The following is a 19,400-nucleotide window of genomic DNA, read 5'->3' on the forward strand; positions in this document are numbered from 1 at the left end:
TGGGCTTTACTGCATATCCTTCATCGCGGCACCATCGATCATCTCCGAGGCCTTCGCTGCTTCAGCTACCAGGAGATCATAGAAGGTCGTGCCGCCCTGGACGTTGGTCTTGAACCATTCGAACACCGGGGCTGCGGTTTCCTTGAACTTGGCCTTCTCTTCCATGGTTGGCACATAGACAGACCCGCCAACCGCGGCGAACTCCTTGTAGGCTTCGATGGACTTGCGCTTCGGCGAGGCAAAGGTCGCTTGCTGGAGTGCTGCGAAGCCGTCCACCACCACACGGCGCATGCCCTCGTCCAGCCCCATGAACCGGTCATTGTTCATGTACCACAGCGCGCCCATGTAGGAGTGGCCATCAAGGGTCAGATACTTCAGGCCCGCATCAGGGAACTTCATGCCCATGATGTCGGTGATGCCGTTCTGGGTGCCTTCGACCACACCGGTCTGGAACGACGTGAACAGTTCAGGCCAGGGGATCGGCGTTGGCGAGGCACCCATGGCGCGCACAAGTTCCTGCGGCAGGTCGGCAACCACGGTCCGGATCTTGAGGCCCTTCATATCTGCTGGCGAGCGTATTTCACGCTCGGTATTGGCGAAATTGCGCCAGCCACCGGTGTTGCCGATCGTCATAAGGCGGATCATGCCGCCGGAATCCGCCAGCATCTGTTCCCGCATGGCGCGGGTGAACGTGCCTTCGGTCAGCACCGCTTCGGCAATGCGGTCGTCCCGCAGGAGATAGGGCAGATCCAGCACCTGCACATAAGGGAAGATGCCCGAAGCGCCGCCCGATGTGGAGATGTAGATATCGATCGATCCGTCAGCGATTCCCTGCAGGCATTCCGCCCCGGTCGAGCACAGCTGGGTGCCGATGAACAGCTCGACGGCAATGGCACCGTTGGAGGCTTTCTCGACAAAGTCCTTGAACACGACAAGACCATCATAGTCCTCGTCGTTTTCATTGGAGTTGGCAGTGGCGCGCAACGTGATCTCGGCAGCCTGCGCCGCGGTGATCGCGCCGCCGGCCAGCACCGACAGGCCGAGTGCGGCCGCGGTGAATGTTTTCATTGCCTGTTTCAGTAACATTGGAATCCTCCCTTTTGTGTCTTCTTCCCGTTTAGTCTTATATAAGACTAAAATTTACGAGCACCCGACGCTTGTCAAGCACTGGCATATCGCATGTGATGTCCCAATCCGAAACTGATCCTCATTGCGCAAATCCGAACAATTGCGGCACGAAAAGTGAAATCTGCGGAATGTAGGTGATCAGGAAAATCACCACGACTTCCACCAACAGGAACGGCAGGATCGCCTTGGCGATGGTTTCAACCCGTTCGCCTGACACGCTGGACGTGACAAACAGCACAAGCCCCATAGGTGGCGTCGCCAGTCCGACGGTCAGATTGACGCTCATGATGATGGCGAAATGAACCGGATGGACGCCGAGGTCGGTAAAGATCGGCCCCAGAATCGGTCCCAGGATGATGATCGCAGGTCCCGCATCCAGAAACATCCCGACGATGAACAGCAGCACATTGATCAGGAACAGAAGCATGTACGGGTTGTCGGACAGGCCGAGAATGAAATTGGCGAGGATCTCCGGCGTATGCGACAGGCTGACCACCGTCTTGAACGCCATCGCGGCACCAACCAGGAGCAGCACCACCGAGGTGGTCATTGCAGCCTTCGTCAGCACTTGCGGAAGATCAGCCCAGCCCATTGTCTTGAGGATGAACAGCGAGACGATGAACGCATAAACCGCAGCCACCGCAGAGGCTTCGGTCGGTGTGAACACGCCGCCCAAAATGCCGCCCAGAATGATTACCGGGGTCAGCAGCGGGAAGAATGCCTTCAGGCTCGCCTGCCCGCGCTCTGGCCAGGTGGCCCTGCGCGAGGCAACCGGGAAATCATGCCGCTTCGCCATGAAGGCGACGACAGTCATGAGCCCTGCGCCGACCAGAACGCCGGGCACGATGCCAGCCAGAAACAGCGCCGCAACGGATTCGCCCATCACATAGGCGTAGATGATCATGATCCCGGATGGCGGAATGATCGGCCCGATCACCGACGAGGCCGCCGTCACCGCAGCGGCAAACTTTCGTGTATAGCCGTTCTTCTCCATCGCCGGGATCAGCATCGACCCGAGAGCGGACACGTCGGCCACGGCTGATCCGGAGAGACCGGCAAACAGCATCGAGGACAGGATGTTGACGTGGGCAAGGCCGCCCTTGAGATGGCCGATCAGCGCCTGGCTGAATTCGACGATCCGCATGGTGATGCCACCGCGGTTCATCAATTCCCCGGCTAGCATGAAGAACGGGATCGCCATCAGCGGAAACGAATCCATGCCGGTGTAGACATTGCGATAAAGCAGCGCGATGTCACGCTCCTGGCCGTTGAACCAGAGCAGCAGGCCGGGGGCTGCGAGCATGCCGAAAAACACCGGCAGGCCGATCATCAGGAAAACCAGAAACAGCGGCAGGAAGAAGAACAGCATCGCCTACTCCACAGCCACGATCATGCGATCATGATCCTCAGGCAGCTCCGCCTCGGGATCGATGAGGTGGGCGATCGCCTTGAGGCACAGTTCGGTGTTGACCAGGATCATCATCATGAGGCCGACAGGCAGCGACATGTACATCCAAGCCAGCTTTATCCGGACCAGCCCCAGCCCTAGGAACTCCAGCGGCAGCTTCAGTGAACTCGAATTGAACAGCCATCCGGAACTGACATGATTGAGCCCGAGCCGGAATCCGTAGACGAGCACTGTCAGCGACAGCGCCAGCAGCAACAGGCCCAGAAACGCACCAAGCCGCGCGGGCAGCAGGTCCTTGACCATCTCGATGGAGACAAATCCGCCCCAGCGATAGGCGGTCGGCGCGATCACCGCCGTCATCCAGAGCATCAGGAAGCGCGCACCCTCGTCGGGCCAGGCCAGCGCATTGCCGAGTATGTAGCGGAAGACCACCTGCAGGATGATGATGAGCACCATCAGTCCCATCGCCACCCAGGCAAAGGTGCGCCCCATGCGCAACAACAGTGTGTTGAAGCCCGCCAGCGGCCAAAGCACCGCCAGAATAACCGTCATGGTCACGCCCCTCCCAAGAGCCAGCAGCCAAAGCATATCTGCATGTCTTATATAAGACTTGCTCTATGGGCTTCTATTTCGGGGCGTCTGTCAAGACCGGAGATACTTGCCGCATTATGACTTCAGCTCTTGATAAACACATGTTCCGTGTGCTGGACCAGCTTTTCGCCGGGCCTGAGCACGGCCCCGGCAAACCCGGGATGGTTCGGACTGTCAGGCCAGCTTTGCGTTTCAAGACAGAACCCTGACGAGGCCGAATAGAGTTTCCCGGCCAGACCGGGAACCGTCGGCTTGATCTTGAAGCCGGTGTAAAACTGCAGCCCCGGCTCGGTCGAGCGCAACTCCATGGCAATTCCCGAGCTCATCGATCGCGCAAGCGCTATGGTGCGAACCGCTTCGCGTTCACGCGAGAGGCAGAAATTGTGGTCATAGGCCACTTGCCCGCCCGGACCGGTGCGGCGGATTGGCCGCATCTCGCGGAAATCGAAGTCCGTGCCTTCCACAGGGCGGATTTCGCCAGTCGGGATCTGCTCCGCATCGACGGGCAGATAATGATCCGCTGCAATCATCAATTCATGATCGAGAATATCGTCAGCGTCATCGAGGGTGAAGTAGCTGTGATGGGCAATATTGGCGAGCGTCGGCCGGTCCGTGACGCTCGTGTAGGTGATGGCCATGCAGCCGCCCGCGCGAAGCTCGTAGCGGGCTTCGATTTTCATCGTGCCGGGATAACCCGACTGGCCATCCGGGTCGACAATCGAGAATACGGCATGATCACTTCCGTGGCTGTCGAGTGTCCACAGCCGTTTGGCAGTCCCGGCGCTACCGCCGTGCAAATGATGGATGCCAGCTTCATTGCAATCCAGTTGGTAGGTAACCCCGTCCAGAACAAACCGCCCGCCGGCAATCCGGTTGGCATGCCGGCCCGGCGTCTGCCCGAAATAGGGGGAATGGGCGGGATAGCTCTCGAAATCGGGAAAACCGAGCGTCAGCGGCGCTGCGTGGCCTTCCAGCCTGAGATCCTGCAAGGTCGCACCCCAGGTCATGATTTTCGCGGTCAGTCCACCGCCTTCAATCGTCACCCGGTGCACAGTCTGGCCGTCTGCAGTCTGTCCAAAAGCTTCAATCGCCATCGCGTGTCTCCCCCTCATTCAGGTTTTGGTTATGCCCGAAAAAGGCATGGCCCGGTTTTCAGTGTAGTGCAAGACCGTGTCAGCGCGTCAGCTGACGGGTTGCCGATTCCAGCCCGCTGAGGGTCATCGGAAACATTCTGTCGCCAAACAGCTGCCGGATCAGCGAGGTCGAATGGGTATGCGGCCAATAGGCCTCAGGCGTCGGATTGAGCCAGGCCACCTTGTGAAAATGGTTGAGTAGCCGCGTCAGCCAGACCTGACCAGGTTCTTCGTTCCAGTGCTCCACGGAACCGCCTGTCGAGACGATCTCATAGGGGCTCATGGCCGCATCGCCAACGAAGATCACCCGGTAGTCGGAGCCGTAAGTGCGCAATACGTCCGATGTCGGCAGCAATTCCTGACGCCGCCTGCTGTTATCGCGCCAGACGCCCTCATAGACGCAATTGTGGAAGTAGAAATATTCCATATGACGAAACTCGGCGCGGGCCGCAGAGAACAGCTCTTCGACCACCTTGATGTGATCATCCATCGAGCCGCCCACATCAAAGAACATCAGGAGCTTCACGGCATTACGGCGCTCCGGCCGCGTCTTGACGTCTAGCCAGCCATGTTCCGCGGTCGACTGGATCGTGCCGGGCAGGTCGAACTCCTCTGCAGCGCCCTCACGCACCCAGCGGCGCAAACGCCGCAGCGCCACCTTGATGTTGCGCGTGCCGAGCTCGACCTTGTCATCGAGGTTTCTGAACTCGCGCTTGTCCCAGACCTTGACTGCGCGGCGGTGACGGCTTTCGTTCTGCCCGATCCGCACCCCCTCGGGATTGTAGCCATAGGCGCCAAAGGGCGAGGTGCCGGCAGTACCGATCCATTTCGATCCGCCCTGATGCCGCTTCTGCTGCTCTTCGAGCCTCTGCTTGAGGGTTTCCATCAGCTTGTCGAAGCCACCAAGGCTCTCGATCAGCTTTTTCTCGTCCTCGCTCAGATGCTTGTCAGCCATCCGCCTGAGCCACTCTTCAGGCAGGTTTCGCGCATCCACGCCACTTTCGCCGCCGATCGCCTCGACACCTCGGAAATAATGCGAAAACACCTGGTCGAACCGGTCGATGTGACGCTCGTCCTTCACCAGCGCTGCGCGCGCCAGATAGTAGAAACCCTCGACGTCATAAAGCGCCAGCCCGGCCTCAAGCCCTTGCATAAGGGTGAGATATTCGCGCAGCGAGACCGGCACTTTGGCGGCTTTGAGCTCTAGAAAAAATGGCAGAAACATGCCGCGACAATAGCCGCAATGCGGATCGGTTGCCAACCGGTTTAGCTCTCTTTGAGTTCCGGATTGGGAAAATAGCCCGGACCGATGGTCAGCGGCTTGTCCGGAACCACGGTATCGTCGATCTGGCTGACGAAGTCCTTCTCTCCGACCCAGATCAGTCTCGTCCGGCTGTAATCATAAAGCCGGAGCGTGACATGATAAGGCGTGCCCGCCTTCACCCCGCGCACACTGGGGGAGTGGACTCCATAGCGAACGCTCCGCGCATGCAGTCTGGTTTCGACAGTGAGCGGCGGCCCGCCCCCCGGATCTTCAAAATCGGCAATCAGCCATGTCCCGACGGGCAGCGGTTTGAGCACGTTGGCAACAAACCCGTATACACAATGGCTTCGCGGTAGTTATAGACAAACCCGCCACCGACAATGCCGAGAAAGGGTTTTTCCGCAGGGTCGTCCCGCGTTGCCCATCCCACTGCCAGAAGCACGATCACAAGGCCTGCGGCGGCCCCGATGATTTTCTCGAATGTCCGGTCTTCACGCACGGCCATGTCCGCGCTCCCCAACAGAAGGACTGCACCATAACAACTGCAATTCTCTCACAGGTATCGGCAGTAAACCAAAAAATCATCGGCGCGGCTCACACAAGGATCCGCCAAAGCCCGCTCAAGCCAGACCGGCAGAGACGCCTTCAAGGCTAGCGGCTGTATTTGACAAACGGTGTCAGGGTGGCAATGCGGTCATAGAGTTTGCGGGCAGTCGCGTTGAACTCCTGCGTCATCCAGTAGACGCTCGGGCAGCCATCCGAATCCGCCCGCGCATAGACCGCCTCGATAAGCGCGCGGCCAATGCCTTTGCCCCGAACGTCCGGCGCTGCATAGAGGTCCTGCAGATAGCACACCGGCTCAATCTTCCAGCCATGCCGGTGATAGAAATAATGCACCAGACCGGCAGGCTTGCCGTCCACAAGCGCCAGCATTCCGCGCGGCTCATAGAACGAGGCCTCACCAGCCACATGCTCACCAAGTATCCGCGACAGCGTTGTCCGGTAGACCTCCTCCGGTACAGTCGATTCATAGAACTCGAGATAGAGCGTCCACAACCGGCGCCATTCGGCTTCGTCGCTGGCCTTGATCGGCCGGATTTCAACTTTCCCGGTCATTCACTCACTCCCTTGGCTTCGTCCGGCAACCGATCCTCGCCAATATCTTCCATGTCGAACGGGGTGGTCTGATAGACCTGATTGATCCAGTTGCCAAACAACAGGAAGGCGTGGCTACGCCAACGATTCTGAGGCTTGATGTCCGGGTTGTCATTCGGAAAATAGTTCGCCGGCGGCTTGATGCGCGTTCCCGACTTCACGTCGCGGAAATACTCTTCCGCAAGCGTTCCGGAATCATACTCGATGTGATTGAAAATATAGAGCCGGTTGGCGAAAGCCTCATGCAGCAGGCACAGCCCGGTCTGCTCGCTTTCCATCAGCACGTCGAAATCAGACGTCAGATCTTCGCGCCGGACCTCCGTCCAGCGGGAAACCGACACCTGAAAATCGTCCGAGAAACCCATCAGGTAGGGCGATGCTGGATTGAGATTGCGGTGCCGGTAGACACCGAAAGCCTTCTCCTCAAGCGCCCGCTTGGGCACCTTGTGGAAGTGCCATGCTGCAGCCATTGCACCCCAGCAGACAAAGAAACTGGAATGCACATGCGTGGTTGTCCAGTCGAGGATCTGCTCCATCTCCTGCCAGTAGGTCACGTCCTCGAACGGCAGCGTCTCGATCGGCGCACCGGTGATAATGAAGCCGTCAAACTTGCGGTGCTTCACCTCGTCCCAGGTGTGGTAAAAATTGATCAGATGTTCTTCGGACGTGTTCTTGGCGACATGCGATCCGATACGCACCAGCGTCAATTCCACCTGAAGCGGCGAAGCGCCGATCAGCCGCGCAATCTGTGTTTCAGTGGCAATCTTGTTGGGCATCAGGTTCAAAAGCCCGATGTGCAGCGGGCGAATGTCCTGCCGTACGGCAATGGATTCATCCATGATTTGCACGCCCTCGCGCACAAGGGCGTCGCGGGCAGGAAGACCATCGGGAATACGGATCGGCATGACGCTCTCAGCTCCAACAAAAAACCGGCTGCGAATACAACGCTACCGGTCCGGTGGGAACGCGCCCAGTCGGCCATTTAGCGAGTTGTTTAACGTGGCTGCAAGCCGGCCGGCCAAATCACCACGAGAGCAATCTAGATCCGCGCGGGCACAAGGTCAATCTTGGGCACTCGCGAGCACTGAGCCCGCATTCCACTGAATGGCGCAACGAAGAGGTCAGACAGCGATAGAGACTTGGTCAGGCCTAACAATGTCGCCGGGCTCGGCTGATACGGCCGCAGCCTCCCGAACCAGGTTACGGCCATCGTTCTTCGCCTGATATACGGCCGCATCGGCACTGACCATCGCAGTTCTCAGGTCGTCGCCGGGCTCAAGCTTGCAGTAACCGAAACTCGCGGTCAGCTGCAGGCTTCCCCCCCTGATTTCAATCTGTAACCGTTCAACCGACCCTCGAAGATGTGCAGCCTGAAGCCTGATTGCTTCATCATTGACACCTGCAAGCACAATGCAGAATTCCTCGCCGCCAAGACGTGTGCAAATTGCAGTATCCGGTGTCTCCTGCTCCAGCAGCTCGGCAAATGCCTTCAGTGCCCGATCTCCCACCTCATGCCCATGGCTGTCATTGACACGCTTGAAGTGGTCGATATCGCAGATGATCAGACCAGTCGGTAAAGGCGCCGAAGCTACCCGCAGCGCCTGCACCTTGGTTTCGAATGCTCGGCGGTTGAGAAGACCCGTCAGCGGGTCGGTTTCCGCAAGACGCTTGAGCTGCATCACCAGGGTCACAGAATAGCGCGAAAAAAGCGCGAGGCCGATGATAATCGCAAAGATTGCGTTCTCGGTCTGCATCGACGGCGCAAGAAGGGAACTTTTGAAGGCGCTGTGCGTCGAAAGATCGAAATCTGCAAAAAAGATCCGGACAATCCGGTTGAACGTGACCAGGGCCTGCGCGAAGAACACCACTGCCACCACCGTGTCGACGCGGTGGCTTCTTGCCCGCCAGACCAGCAGACAGCAGATAAGATCCACCGAAACCGTGAACCCGCTGATGGCGGCCAACCGCAGCCAGAAAACCGATCCCGTCACATTTGCATAGACCAGTACGCTTGCGACGAGGAAAACCACAAACCCGACTGTATATTGAGGAACTTGCTTCCCGAAAAGCGAAGCCACACCCCAGATCATCAGGAAATGGCCGACGAGCACCGAAATCAGGATGCTCGCTTGGTAAGTCGGCTGAAGGTCGGTATCGACCACCATAACCGCGACGAATCCGATGAGCGAGAAAAAGTACGCACCTGAAAGTATAAGGGCTGGCATCTGCTTGCGGTCGGTCAGATACAACAACAGGAATGCACAGCCGGCTGCCACAAATATGACAGGCCCGAGCAATTCATATGTCAGGTTGGCATTCAGCAACTGGAGTGGCCTTTCGCGCTTGTCCGAACCAGAACACGCTATCAGCCAAACCTAGCCAATTAATTACCAGCCAAAACTAATTGCCTCGCTGCCGCGCCAAAAATGCCAGCCGCTCGAACAGATGCACATCCTGCTCGTTCTTCAAAAGCGCTCCGTGCAGCTTGGGAAGCGCGTTCTTGGCGTCCCCGCGCAGGGTTTCCGGCGCCACATCATCGGCAACCAGAAGCCTGATCCAGTCGAGAGCTTCGGAGGTGGAAGGCTTCTTTTTCAGGCCCGCCGTCTCGCGGATCTCGTAAAACTGGGTCAGGGCCTCGCGAACCAGCGCCTGCTTGATGCCCGGGTAGTGCACATCGACAATGCGCTGCAACGTTTCCATGTCGGGAAAGCGGATATAGTGAAAGAAGCAACGACGCAGGAACGCGTCTGGCAGCTCCTTCTCATTGTTCGATGTGATGATGACAATCGGCCGCTGCCGGGCGCGAATGGTTTCACCTGTCTCGTAGACATAGAACTCCATCCGATCGAGTTCCTGCAGCAGATCATTCGGAAACTCGATGTCCGCCTTGTCGATCTCGTCAATCAGCAGCACGGTTTTCTTGTCAGCTGCAAAGGCTTCCCACAGCTTGCCGCGACGAATGTAATTGGCCACGTCATTGACACGCTCATCGCCAAGCTGGCTGTCGCGCAGTCGGCTGACGGCATCATACTCATAGAGACCCTGTTGCGCCTTTGTGGTGGATTTTACCGACCATTCGATCAGGTCCAGTCCAAGCGCGCTGGCAATCTGGACAGCAAGTTCGGTCTTGCCTGTACCGGGTTCACCCTTGACCAGGAGCGGCCGCTCCAGCCGGATCGCGGCATTGACCGCAACGGTGAGATCCTTTTCCGCCACATAGGCGGATGTGCCTTCAAACTGCATACTTCCTCCATACGCCGCAAATCCGGCCGCTTGGTTCCATACCGTCTTCAACACCATACTCGGGCCGGTGACGCAACCCGCTGGCAACAACAACGCATTGCGCCAGATCAAGGCGAGGAACTAAGGGCCGGGATAGACTGAACCTGAACTCGCTTATCCCATATACTGGAGAATGACATGACGCTTTACCACATCCATCTGGTCATGGCCCGCAACAAGGAATTCCCCGAAGGCAATCTCCATCGCGGTTATGACATTCACGCGCCGCTGGATCAGGACGGTCATCTCGACAAGGAAGCCTGGGAGAAAGCACCATCTGCCTCGACTGTTGTGCGTTTCTGGGATGGCGAGCGCTCGGAACTGGGCTATCTCGTCCACCACCCAAAAGGCGGTTGGGCCTTCGACTATGACCCTGCTGACGACGATGATGATGAAACCGGCTACCGGCTCTCGAACCATATTTTCAAGACCGGCGAGTACATCTCGGTGCGCGATCACAGCGAGGATGAACTGCACACATTCGTCATCAATTCAGTCACCAAAGTGGCCTGAAGCTTCAGTGATTTGAACGAGAACAACCGCGTTGCGCTCAAGTCTATCCCCTTGAACGTGACGCGCTTCAGCTGCCCTCGATTTCCTCGCGCAATATCTCGAGCTCCATCCATTCACCTTCCATCGCCTCGATCTCGCCCTTGAGCGCATCATGGGACTTGGCGCGGGCGGCAAAACCGTCGGGGTCCTTGGCAAACAGCTTGGGGTCAGCCATTTCCGCTTCGATCTTGGCGAGCTTGGCTTGAGCTTCCTTGATCTTCACCGGCAGCGATTCGAGCGTGAATTTCTGCTTGTAGGAAAGTTTGCGCGCGGCGTCGCGGCTGGCCGTCTGCGGCTTCGGCGCGGAAGTGGTGTTGGCTGCTTCCTGAGCGGACCGGGCCTTTTTCTCCCGCGCCTCGACACCGCGCTGCGTCAGCATATCTGAATAGCCGCCGGCATAGGCGATCCATCGCCCGTCAGGTTCTGCAGGGTTTGCCGGCGCCAGGGTCGACGTGACCGTGCGGTCGAGAAAGTCACGGTCATGGCTGATCAGGATAACCGTGCCCGGATAGGACGCGACGACCTCCTGCAGCAGATCCAGCGTTTCCATGTCGAGATCGTTGGTCGGCTCATCAAGGATCAGCAGGTTTGACGGCCGCGACAGGATGCGCGCCAGCACCAGCCTGGCTTTCTCGCCGCCGGACAGGTTGCGGATCGGGGTCCGCGCCTGTTCCGGCTGGAACAGGAAATCCTTCATGTAGCCGGTAACATGCTTGGCTTCGCCATTGACGATCAGGCTGTCGCCACGCCCGTCGGTCAGATAATGCGCGAGCGTCTCCTCTGGATTAAGCACATCGCGACGCTGGTCCAGAACCGCGATGTCGAGCTTCGATCCGTGCCGGACGAAACCGGTGTCAGTCTCGAGTTCCCCGATCAGCATCTTCAACAGGGTGGTCTTGCCCGCACCATTTGGCCCGACAATACCGATGCAGTCGCCACGATTGATCCGGATCGAGAAATCACGAACCACTGCCGGCGCACCGTCATAGCTCTTTGAAATATCTTCCGCTTCGATCACCAGCTTGCCCGAATCACGACTCTCGGCAACCTGCGCATTGATCCGCCCCTGCGGACCCTTGTGGCCGCGATGCTCGGCCCGCATTGTATGGAGATCGGACAATCGCCGCATGTTACGCTTGCGACGCGCCGTGACACCGTAGCGGAGCCAGTGTTCCTCGCGTTCGATCTGCCGTCCAAGCTTGTGCTGCTCAAGCTCTTCTGCCTCCAGCACGGTATCGCGCCAGGCTTCAAAATGGGCAAAGCCGCGGTCCAGCCTGCGTGAGCGCCCCCGATCGAGCCAGATGGTGGCCCGACTGACACGCTCGAGAAACCGACGGTCATGCGAGATCACCAGAAGCGCGCCACGGCTGCGGATCAACTCCTCTTCCAGCCATTCGATGGTTGGCAAGTCGAGATGGTTGGTCGGCTCGTCCAGCAGCAGAATATCAGGCTCCGGCGCCATCACACGCGCCAGCGCAGCGCGGCGGGCTTCGCCGCCCGAAAGCGTCTGAGGATCGGCTTCGCCGTCAAGACCAAGATGCTCCAGCAGGTAATTGACCCGGTGCACATCGTCATTGGGGCCAAGACCTGCTTCTGCATAGGCCTGGACTGTCGAAAACCCTTCGAAATCCGGCGCCTGTGGCAGATAACGAATGGTCGAGGACGGATGTCGGAAAATCTCGCCCGACTGCGGCTCGACCTGCCTCGTGGCAATCTTCAGCAATGTTGATTTGCCCGAGCCGTTGCGGCCGACAAGGCAGATCCGGTCGCCCGGTTCGACCTGCAGCTCGGCACCGTCAAGCAGCGGAGCGCCACCAAAGGAAAGGCTGATAGCGTCAAGTTTCAGAATGGGAGGCGCCATGTTCAGGCTCCTGAAAAATCATGAGGACGGGCGATGATGAGGGCGCGCCCGGAAACAAGGCTGGCGGTCAGACGACCCTCAGCCACATTCGAGATGGTGCGTGACGCGCCAAATGCAATATCCGCTTCATCGAGCGGATACTTTGCGCCCGACAGGCTGAGCCCGGCCAGCGCGGTGAACGCAATCACCGAAAACAGCGATCCGGCAGGAAGATCGAGATCGCGTGACCCGGGCAGCAGCGGGACGGCCTCTTCGACGCCGGAGGTCAGCACCACATCAAGCCCCCGTTCCGCGAGAGTGACCGCCTGCAACAGATGCGACAGAGCATGATCGGTCCGCGGACCGCCAAAGGCTCCAATGAGCACCAGCCGGGTTGCACCGCGCTCGATCGCCTGTTCGATGGCCAGTTCACCATCGGTGAAATTCTTTTCCGCTGGAAACGGCATCCGCGGAGTGGCGGCATGAAATTCGGACAGACCAGCCGGTGTCGAATCGAAATCCCCGACCCAGACTTCAGGCAAGATGCCGAGAGCTTGCGCATGCGCCATGCCGCCATCGGCAGCGATTGACCGCACGCCCTCGGTCAGCGCCAGAACACGGTCGTCAATCTCGAGCGCCCCGCCAAGCAGGATTGCAAATGTTGAATGAGATGTCATGGCGCAAGCCAATAGCAGCTTTGCGCGCACTTGCCAGCGTCTGGAAGAAATTCTATGTCTTGTCTCGCTCTAACGGGGTGCCTGGCGTTCGCGTCATGCTGAGAGACCAGATGGTCAACCCGAAGAACCTGATCCGGTTTGTACCGGCGGAGGGATTAGACGTGCAAATCGCGCCTATTCCTGTTTTTTCTGAACCAAGGAGGCGCGAACAATGCGCAGATCTCGATTTTTACCCGCTGTCCTGACAGCCCTTTTTCCCCTTATTGCAAGTCCTGCAGTTGGCGCCGACAAGACGCTGACCGTCTACACCTATGAGAGCTTCATCGCCGAATGGGGCCCTGGCCCCAAGGTTGAAGCCGCCTTTGAAGCCCAATGCAGCTGCGATCTGAAGTGGGTCGGCGTCGCCGATGGCGTGGCGCTCCTCAATCGCCTCAAGCTTGAGGGCGAAAAGGCGGAAGCCGGCGTTGTGCTCGGACTGGACACCAATCTGGTTGCCGAAGCTAAAGCCACCGGCCTGTTCGAGGCCCATGGTCTCGACACATCGGCGGTCAAGGTGCCCGGCGGCTACATCGATGACGTCTTCATTCCGTATGATTACGGCCATTTCGCCGTAATTTATGATACAGAGACAATTTCCAGTCCGCCTGCGAGCCTGAAGGAACTGGTCGAGGGCGATCCGGGCCAGAAGATCGTCATCCAGGATCCCCGCACGTCGACGCCGGGGCTGGGGCTGCTGCTTTGGGTGAAGTCGGTCTATGGCGACGATGCCGCCGCCGCCTGGGAAAAACTCTCGAAGCGCGTTTTGACCGTGACGCCGGGATGGTCGGAAGCCTACGGGCTGTTCACCTCGGGCGAAGCACCAATGGTCCTGTCCTACACGACCTCGCCCGCCTACCACATGGTCGCCGAGGAGACGAACCGCTATCAGGCAGCGGAATTCGCGGAAGGCCATTATCTGCAGATCGAAGTTGCCGGCCTGCTTGCCAACGCGCCCGATAAGGATCTGGCGCGGCAGTTCCTGAGCTTCATGACGACCCCGGGCTTTCAGAACGAGATCCCAACCAACAACTGGATGATGCCGGCGGCAGCCGTCACCATGGAACTTCCCGAGGCCTTCGCCAGGCTGGTCTCGCCGGAAAAGACATTCCTTTACTCGCCCGAGGAAGTCGCACAGAACCGCGCCGCCTGGATCGAGGAATGGCTCGGCGCCATGAGCCGCTGATCCTACCGCCATGCTGACCCGGGCCGAACATCGCACATCACGAGCGGCAGGACTTGCTGCGCTCATGTGCGTCGGCCTGGCTCTGGCGACGCCGATCGCGGTTCTCGTCTCCCATGGAGGCGAAGCCGGGGTGTCTTCTGCACAGGGCAACTACCTGTTGCGGATCACCCGGTTCACCCTGCTGCAGGCTGGGCTCTCGACCCTTCTCAGTCTGCTCTTCGCGGTGCCGCTGGCTCGCGCTCTTGCCCGTCGCCCTGCCTTTGCGGGGCGGCGCTGGCTGATCAGCCTTTTTGCAGTTCCGCTCGGATTGCCGCCGCTGGTCGCAGCCCTTGGCCTGATCGAGATCTGGGGCCGCAATGGCGTCGCCAACAAGGGGCTTGGCCTGCTCGGCGTCGAAACGCCGTTTTCCATCTATGGCCTGAGCGGCATTCTGATCGCGCACGTCTTCTTCAACCTGCCGCTTGCCGTTCGGCTGATCCTGCCGGGACTTGAGCGCCTGCCGCCCGAATACTGGAAGACCGCCGCCAATCTCGGCATGAGCGGCATCTCCCTGTTCCGCCTGATCGAGTGGCCGGCCATGCGAAGGTCCGCCGCCGGCGCCGCAGGACTTGTCTTCATGCTCTGCGCGACATCCTTCACGCTGGTGCTGGTACTGGGTGGAGGCCCGGCCGCGACTACGCTGGAAGTCGCGATCTATCAGGCGCTGCGTTTTGATTTCAATCCCGGCCGAGCGGTGCTTCTGTCCCTTATACAGGTCGGCATGACCCTGGTGGTGATGCTCGCGCTCAAGCTGATGTCAGTCCCCACCGAAGCTGGCGACACCAAGGGCGGCGCCACAAGCCGTCCCGATGTCCGCGGCGGATTGCACGCGCTCCCCGACGCAGCCCTGATCGGCCTCGGCGGGCTCTTTGTAGGCGGCCCCATGGTTGCGGTGATCGTCTCCGGATTGAGCGCCGACTTGTCCCGGTTGCTCGGCGACACGCTGTTCTGGCGGGCAGCAGCGACCAGCCTGCTGATTGGTGTTGCCGCCGCGACGCTTTCCGTCATGCTCGCAAGTCTGTTGGTGCGGGCCCGCTATTCAGCTGAGGCCAAACCGGGTTCGCCAACGCTCAGCCTGTTGGCCAGCCTGTCGAGCGCCGCAGGTTCGCTCACGCTTCTGGTGCCGCCGGTCGTCCTCGGCGCTGGCTGGTTCCTGATGCTGGGCGGCGGTACAGGCCAGTTGCTGGCGCCTTTGGCAGTCATCGTTCTGGTCAATGCACTGATGGCGTTGCCCTTCGTCATGCGAGTGATCGAACCGGCTCATCTGAGCACCATGGAGCGCAATGGACGGCAGGCTGTTTTGCTCGGGGTGACTGGTATCAACCGTCTTTGGCAGATCGATATTCCAGCCATGCTGCCGCCGCTGGCGACAGGATTTGTCTTCGCGGTAGCCCTGTCACTCGGTGATCTTGGCGCCATCGCACTGTTTGGCAGTGACCGCATCGTCACCCTGCCCTGGCTTTTGTACCAGAAACTGGGAAGCTACCGCACCAGCGATGCCGCTGGACTGGCACTGCTTCTGGGAGGCATGACCATGGGGTTGATGATCATGGCCGACAGGCTGGGCAACCGGAACGGATACGGGCAGAAATGACACAAGAGCCCGCAATTGTGTTTGATGGTGTCACCTATGGCATTGGCGATCTCAGCGCGGAATTCTCATTCCGGCGAGAGCCCGGAACCGTGACCGCCATTCTCGGACCTTCCGGCGCCGGCAAGTCGACCCTGCTCAATCTTGCCGCCGGCTTTTTGATGCCGGCTTCCGGTCCTATCCGGCTTGACGGCCGCGACGTCACCGATCTTGCGCCATCCGAACGCGGCATCTCGATGGTGTTTCAGGACAACAACCTGTTTGCCCACCTCGATATACGCACCAATATCGGTCTTGGTCTAAAGCCTTCGCTGCGGCTGGATAAGAGCGCTTGGGCTCAGGTCGAGATGGCGCTCGAACGGGTGGGCCTTGCCGGGTTCGGCAAGCGGATGCCGGGGAGCCTGTCGGGCGGCGAGCGGCAGCGCGTTGCGCTCGCCCGTGCCTTCGCCCGCCGCCGTCCTCTGCTGTTGCTCGATGAGCCGTTCGATGGCCTTGGTCCCGGCCTTGCCGCAGACATGCTTGGACTGATGCTGGAGATCCGCGCTGAAGTCGGCGCAACCGTGCTGATGGTCACACATGACCCTGATGAGGCTCGAGCCGCAGCCGATCAGATCCTGTTCATTAGCAAGGGCCGAATCGGCGCTGACGCGCCTGCGTCGGGATTTTTCGAACGCCACGATCTGCCCGATCTGGAAGCTTACCTTGGCAAGGCAGCGAAAAACTGAGGCTTCGCCACAATTTCGACGTCAGCGTTTGCCACTGGAGAACCGGCGCAAATTGGGATAGACCCAGAGCCAAATGTCCTGGCTTGTGAAAATTTCAAGCTTCCGTCCCGGCATCAAGATGACAGAACCACAATCCGGACCATGGCCAAGATCGCTGCGCCCCGCTCAAAGATGAAACCGCCAATCGGCAACAAGCTCCGCATCGCTCTTGCGTTGGTAGGGGGCGTGTCTCTGCTGACTGGCTGCCAGACGCTTGGGTTTGACGTCTATCAGCCGACCGTTGAACCATCAGCTACGCCCCAAACGGCAGAAAAAGCCGGCGCGTCTGACCCCCGAACCCGTATTGGGGCGAACGAGCATCCGCGCATCATCGCAAGCTATGGCGGCGAATTCCGCGACGAAAAGACCGAACGGCTGGTGGCACGCATCGTTGGCGCTTTGACGCTGGTGTCGGAAAACCCGAGCCAGGCCTATCGCATCACCGTTCTCAATTCGCCCGCGGTCAACGCCTTTGCCCTGCCCGGCGGCTATCTCTACGTCACGCGCGGGCTGCTGGCGCTCGCCAATGACGCCTCGGAAGTGGCGGCTGTGCTTTCGCATGAAATGGCACACGTCACCGCCAATCACGGCCTTGAACGCCAGCGGCGCGAACAGGAAGTCGAACTTGCCGGACAGGTGGCGGAGGAATTGTTCGCCAATTCCATCGCCGGACGCCGGGCTGTTGCCCGAGGTAAACTGTCCCTTGCCGCCTTCTCCCGCAATCAGGAACTGCAAGCCGATGTGATCGGGGTCAGAATGCTCGGCGAGGCCGGCTACGACCCCTATGCAGCCCCGCGGTTTCTTGAATCCATGAATGCCAACCAGCATTTCAGCTCCGTTGATCCAGACGCCGATTCAAGCCTCGACTTTCTGGCCAGCCATCCGAACGCGCCGCAACGTGTGCAGCTCGCCAAGAACCACGCGCGGGCATTCGGACAGGAAGGCGTTGGAGATCGCGGCCGCGAGTATTATCTCGAAGGGATCGACGGGCTGCTGTTTGGTGACAGTCCGAACGAAGGCTATGTGCGCGGCACAGAGTTTCTGCACCCGGTTCTGGGAGTGAAGTTCAGAGTTCCTGCCGGTTTCCGCATCGATAACAATGCAGACGCGGTGCTCGCGACCGGACCTGGCGATCTGGCGATCCGCTTTGACGGCGTGACCGACGACAGCCGGCAGTCGCTGAAGGATTATATAGCGAGCGGCTGGGTGACGGGGCTCGATCCGAGCTCCATCCGGGAGACCCGTATAGATGGACTGCCGGCCGCAACAGCGCGCGCCAGCGCTGATCGCTGGGATTTCGATATCACGGTGATCAGGTTCAAGGATCGCATCTACCGGTTCTTGACCGCAGCCCCGCGCGGAAGTGACCAATTGGACGCGACCGCTTCAGTGGTTCGGGGTGGATTTCGAAAGATGTCCAACACCGAAATCAGGGATATCCAGCCGCTGCGAATCCGCATCGTCACCGTCGCACCCGGCGATACGGTCGCCTCTCTGGCATCAATGATGAAGGGTGTTGAGCGCAAGGTTGAACTGTTCCAACTGCTCAACGCCATTTCATCTGGGTCTACTTTGTCACCTGGTCAGAAGGTCAAGATCGTCTCCGACCGTTAAAGCATGAATGGTTCGCCCATTGAGTCTCTCTCGAGAAGATCAGAGGCTTGCGATTTCGGGTGTCTCGGTGGTCAGCACGGCCCGCAGTTTTTCAAGCGCGCGGTTTTCGATCTGACGCACCCGCTCCTTGGAAATACCGAGCTCCGAACCAAGCGCTTCCAGTGTCGCTCCATCTTCGCTCAGCCGCCGCTGGCGGATTATCCGGAGTTCGCGCGGATTGAGTGTATTGAGCGCGTCACCAAGCCAGATATTCCGACGTTCCTCGTCGATCATGGTCGACACCTGTTCATCGGGTAGCGGCTCATCGCTTCTGAGAAAGTCCATCCGGTCCGAGGATGCGCCATCTTCACCATTCGACATCGGCGCATTCAGTGACGAATCCGACCCAGACAGTCGCGCGTTCATCACCTCGACATCCTTGGCATGAACGCCAAGCGTATTGGCAATCTGGGAGTGAATGGCGCTTTCCGGAAGGGTAGGGTCATCCTGAGCAAGCCGCGCTCTCAGCCGTCGCAAATTGAAAAACAGTGCCTTCTGGGCAGAACTCGTGCCTCCGCGAACGATCGACCAGTTCCGCAACACGTAATCCTGGATCGAAGCCCGGATCCACCATGTGGCGTAGGTCGAAAAGCGGACTTCCCGTTCAGGATCGAAACGGGCTGCTGCTTCCAGCAGGCCGACATGGCCTTCCTGGATCAGGTCATTCATGGGCAGACCGAAGTTGCGGAACTTGGCCGCCATGGAGATGACAAGTCGCATGTGCGCCATGGTGATCTGGTGCAGAGCATCCTGATCCTTCTGGTCTTTCCAGCGCACCGCCAGATCGTGTTCTTGTTCACGTTCAAGATACGGCGCTGCCATTGCAGCACGCACCATCTGTCTGTTTGCGGAAATCGCTTTCATGACACCCTCCGGTCTTTTCGACTGATTACTCAAGTCTACGTGGGCTCTTGCTCAACGGATCATCACGCCAGATGACATAGACGTGATCGGACACCGCCGAACGATGGGAAGCAACAACCCGCAAGATAAAGGCGTGTTGCCGCAAATGGTTCCGAGCAATTCTGATAAAGCCATTCAAGGCTGCGACGTCGCCATACCAAGGGTATGTTGTCGCGTGGCGAAGTCCACCATGCTCCC

General features: G+C 59.2%; 19 protein-coding genes and 2 riboswitches. Of the genes, 5 read left to right on the top strand and 14 right to left on the bottom strand.

The window, feature by feature from the left end; translation table 11 throughout:
* Positions 1–6 precede the first annotated feature (6 nt).
* The 11 genes from dctP to WNZ14_RS02325 form a co-directional block, all read right to left on the bottom strand.
* Complete coding sequence (gene dctP, locus WNZ14_RS02275) at positions 7–1,086, bottom strand: TRAP transporter substrate-binding protein DctP (RefSeq protein WP_342866985.1); 1,080 nt, start codon at positions 1,084–1,086, stop codon at positions 7–9.
* Positions 1,087–1,207: 121 nt separating this feature from the next.
* Positions 1,208–2,497, bottom strand: a complete 1,290-nt coding sequence (locus WNZ14_RS02280) for a TRAP transporter large permease (RefSeq protein WP_342866986.1) — start codon at positions 2,495–2,497, stop codon at positions 1,208–1,210.
* 3 nt (positions 2,498–2,500) lie between these two features.
* Positions 2,501–3,088 carry a TRAP transporter small permease subunit gene (locus WNZ14_RS02285; protein WP_342866987.1) on the bottom strand — a complete coding sequence of 196 codons (588 nt, stop codon included), beginning with the start codon at positions 3,086–3,088 and terminating at the stop codon, positions 2,501–2,503.
* Between the two features lie 122 nt (positions 3,089–3,210).
* The gene (locus tag WNZ14_RS02290; protein ID WP_342866988.1) at positions 3,211–4,221 is read right to left on the bottom strand and encodes an aldose epimerase family protein; all 1,011 of its coding nucleotides are present in this window, start codon (positions 4,219–4,221) and stop codon (positions 3,211–3,213) included.
* Between the two features lie 79 nt (positions 4,222–4,300).
* Entirely contained in the window at positions 4,301–5,485 is a 1,185-nt protein-coding gene (locus WNZ14_RS02295) for a VWA domain-containing protein (RefSeq protein ID WP_342866989.1), read from the bottom strand.
* A gap of 41 nt (positions 5,486–5,526) precedes the next feature.
* On the bottom strand, positions 5,527–5,841 hold the full coding sequence (locus tag WNZ14_RS02300; protein WP_342866990.1) for a hypothetical protein: 315 nt from the start codon (positions 5,839–5,841) through the stop codon (positions 5,527–5,529).
* Positions 5,808–6,029 (bottom strand): hypothetical protein, encoded by a 222-nt coding sequence (locus WNZ14_RS02305; protein WP_342866991.1) that lies wholly within the window; start codon positions 6,027–6,029, stop codon positions 5,808–5,810. The genes WNZ14_RS02300 and WNZ14_RS02305 overlap by 34 nt, the downstream gene beginning before the upstream one ends.
* Positions 6,030–6,175: 146 nt before the next feature.
* A complete protein-coding gene (locus tag WNZ14_RS02310) occupies positions 6,176–6,640 on the bottom strand; it encodes a GNAT family N-acetyltransferase (protein ID WP_342866992.1) in 465 nt (154 codons plus the stop codon).
* Complete coding sequence (gene metA, locus WNZ14_RS02315) at positions 6,637–7,584, bottom strand: homoserine O-succinyltransferase (protein ID WP_342866993.1); 948 nt, start codon at positions 7,582–7,584, stop codon at positions 6,637–6,639. The genes WNZ14_RS02310 and metA overlap by 4 nt, the downstream gene beginning before the upstream one ends.
* Before the next feature lie 57 nt (positions 7,585–7,641).
* Positions 7,642–7,719: riboswitch (SAM riboswitch) on the bottom strand.
* An 81-nt stretch (positions 7,720–7,800) separates the two neighbouring features.
* Positions 7,801–9,003: a GGDEF domain-containing protein gene (locus WNZ14_RS02320; protein WP_342866994.1), complete on the bottom strand. Its 1,203-nt coding sequence runs from the start codon at positions 9,001–9,003 to the stop codon at positions 7,801–7,803.
* 76 nt (positions 9,004–9,079) lie between these two features.
* A complete protein-coding gene (locus WNZ14_RS02325) occupies positions 9,080–9,922 on the bottom strand; it encodes a MoxR family ATPase (RefSeq protein ID WP_342866995.1) in 843 nt (280 codons plus the stop codon).
* A 177-nt stretch (positions 9,923–10,099) separates the two neighbouring features.
* Between WNZ14_RS02325 and WNZ14_RS02330 the strand changes: the two genes are divergently transcribed.
* On the top strand, positions 10,100–10,474 hold the full coding sequence (locus tag WNZ14_RS02330) for a hypothetical protein (protein ID WP_342866996.1): 375 nt from the start codon (positions 10,100–10,102) through the stop codon (positions 10,472–10,474).
* 67 nt (positions 10,475–10,541) lie between these two features.
* Here WNZ14_RS02330 and WNZ14_RS02335 read toward each other — a convergent pair whose 3' ends face one another.
* Positions 10,542–12,374 (bottom strand): ABC-F family ATP-binding cassette domain-containing protein, encoded by a 1,833-nt coding sequence (locus WNZ14_RS02335; protein WP_342866997.1) that lies wholly within the window; start codon positions 12,372–12,374, stop codon positions 10,542–10,544.
* Between the two features lie 2 nt (positions 12,375–12,376).
* Complete coding sequence (locus tag WNZ14_RS02340; RefSeq protein ID WP_342866998.1) at positions 12,377–13,030, bottom strand: thiamine diphosphokinase; 654 nt, start codon at positions 13,028–13,030, stop codon at positions 12,377–12,379.
* 63 nt (positions 13,031–13,093) lie between these two features.
* A riboswitch (TPP riboswitch) is annotated at positions 13,094–13,202 on the top strand.
* A 39-nt stretch (positions 13,203–13,241) separates the two neighbouring features.
* On the opposite strand from WNZ14_RS02340, the gene thiB reads away from it, so the two are divergent.
* The 4 genes from thiB (at position 13,242) to WNZ14_RS02360 (ending at position 18,260) form a co-directional block, all read left to right on the top strand.
* Positions 13,242–14,252 carry a thiamine ABC transporter substrate binding subunit gene (gene thiB / locus WNZ14_RS02345; RefSeq protein WP_342866999.1) on the top strand — a complete coding sequence of 337 codons (1,011 nt, stop codon included), beginning with the start codon at positions 13,242–13,244 and terminating at the stop codon, positions 14,250–14,252.
* 64 nt (positions 14,253–14,316) lie between these two features.
* On the top strand, positions 14,317–15,885 hold the full coding sequence (locus WNZ14_RS02350) for a thiamine/thiamine pyrophosphate ABC transporter permease ThiP (protein ID WP_342867000.1): 1,569 nt from the start codon (positions 14,317–14,319) through the stop codon (positions 15,883–15,885).
* Entirely contained in the window at positions 15,882–16,607 is a 726-nt protein-coding gene (locus WNZ14_RS02355; RefSeq protein ID WP_342867001.1) for an ATP-binding cassette domain-containing protein, read from the top strand. Before WNZ14_RS02350 ends, WNZ14_RS02355 begins: the two co-directional genes overlap by 4 nt.
* A gap of 171 nt (positions 16,608–16,778) precedes the next feature.
* Positions 16,779–18,260: a M48 family metalloprotease gene (locus WNZ14_RS02360; protein ID WP_342868485.1), complete on the top strand. Its 1,482-nt coding sequence runs from the start codon at positions 16,779–16,781 to the stop codon at positions 18,258–18,260.
* 39 nt (positions 18,261–18,299) lie between these two features.
* On the opposite strand, the gene WNZ14_RS02365 is transcribed toward WNZ14_RS02360, so the two are convergent.
* Positions 18,300–19,163, bottom strand: a complete 864-nt coding sequence (locus tag WNZ14_RS02365; RefSeq protein ID WP_342867002.1) for an RNA polymerase factor sigma-32 — start codon at positions 19,161–19,163, stop codon at positions 18,300–18,302.
* Positions 19,164–19,400: the final 237 nt, after the last annotated feature.

Source organism: Hoeflea sp. AS60, from assembly GCF_038900115.1.
Classification (GTDB): domain Bacteria; phylum Pseudomonadota; class Alphaproteobacteria; order Rhizobiales; family Rhizobiaceae; genus Hoeflea.

Bases quoted from the DNA above. Each gene is read 5' to 3' on its own strand.
- WNZ14_RS02355 (WP_342867001.1), top strand. From the start codon at position 15,882: ATGACACAAGAGCCCGCAATTGTGTTTGATGGTGTCACCTATGGCATT.
- WNZ14_RS02305 (WP_342866991.1), bottom strand. From the start codon at position 6,029: ATGGCCGTGCGTGAAGACCGGACATTCGAGAAAATCATCGGGGCCGCC.
- WNZ14_RS02280 (WP_342866986.1), bottom strand. From the start codon at position 2,497: ATGCTGTTCTTCTTCCTGCCGCTGTTTCTGGTTTTCCTGATGATCGGC.
- WNZ14_RS02325 (WP_342866995.1), bottom strand. From the start codon at position 9,922: ATGCAGTTTGAAGGCACATCCGCCTATGTGGCGGAAAAGGATCTCACC.
- WNZ14_RS02340 (WP_342866998.1), bottom strand. From the start codon at position 13,030: ATGACATCTCATTCAACATTTGCAATCCTGCTTGGCGGGGCGCTCGAG.
- WNZ14_RS02365 (WP_342867002.1), bottom strand. From the start codon at position 19,163: ATGAAAGCGATTTCCGCAAACAGACAGATGGTGCGTGCTGCAATGGCA.
- WNZ14_RS02360 (WP_342868485.1), top strand. From the start codon at position 16,779: ATGAAACCGCCAATCGGCAACAAGCTCCGCATCGCTCTTGCGTTGGTA.
- WNZ14_RS02330 (WP_342866996.1), top strand. From the start codon at position 10,100: ATGACGCTTTACCACATCCATCTGGTCATGGCCCGCAACAAGGAATTC.
- WNZ14_RS02350 (WP_342867000.1), top strand. From the start codon at position 14,317: ATGTGCGTCGGCCTGGCTCTGGCGACGCCGATCGCGGTTCTCGTCTCC.
- WNZ14_RS02290 (WP_342866988.1), bottom strand. From the start codon at position 4,221: ATGGCGATTGAAGCTTTTGGACAGACTGCAGACGGCCAGACTGTGCAC.
- WNZ14_RS02295 (WP_342866989.1), bottom strand. From the start codon at position 5,485: ATGTTTCTGCCATTTTTTCTAGAGCTCAAAGCCGCCAAAGTGCCGGTC.
- WNZ14_RS02335 (WP_342866997.1), bottom strand. From the start codon at position 12,374: ATGGCGCCTCCCATTCTGAAACTTGACGCTATCAGCCTTTCCTTTGGT.
- thiB (WP_342866999.1), top strand. From the start codon at position 13,242: ATGCGCAGATCTCGATTTTTACCCGCTGTCCTGACAGCCCTTTTTCCC.
- WNZ14_RS02310 (WP_342866992.1), bottom strand. From the start codon at position 6,640: ATGACCGGGAAAGTTGAAATCCGGCCGATCAAGGCCAGCGACGAAGCC.
- WNZ14_RS02285 (WP_342866987.1), bottom strand. From the start codon at position 3,088: ATGACGGTTATTCTGGCGGTGCTTTGGCCGCTGGCGGGCTTCAACACA.
- dctP (WP_342866985.1), bottom strand. From the start codon at position 1,086: ATGTTACTGAAACAGGCAATGAAAACATTCACCGCGGCCGCACTCGGC.
- metA (WP_342866993.1), bottom strand. From the start codon at position 7,584: ATGCCGATCCGTATTCCCGATGGTCTTCCTGCCCGCGACGCCCTTGTG.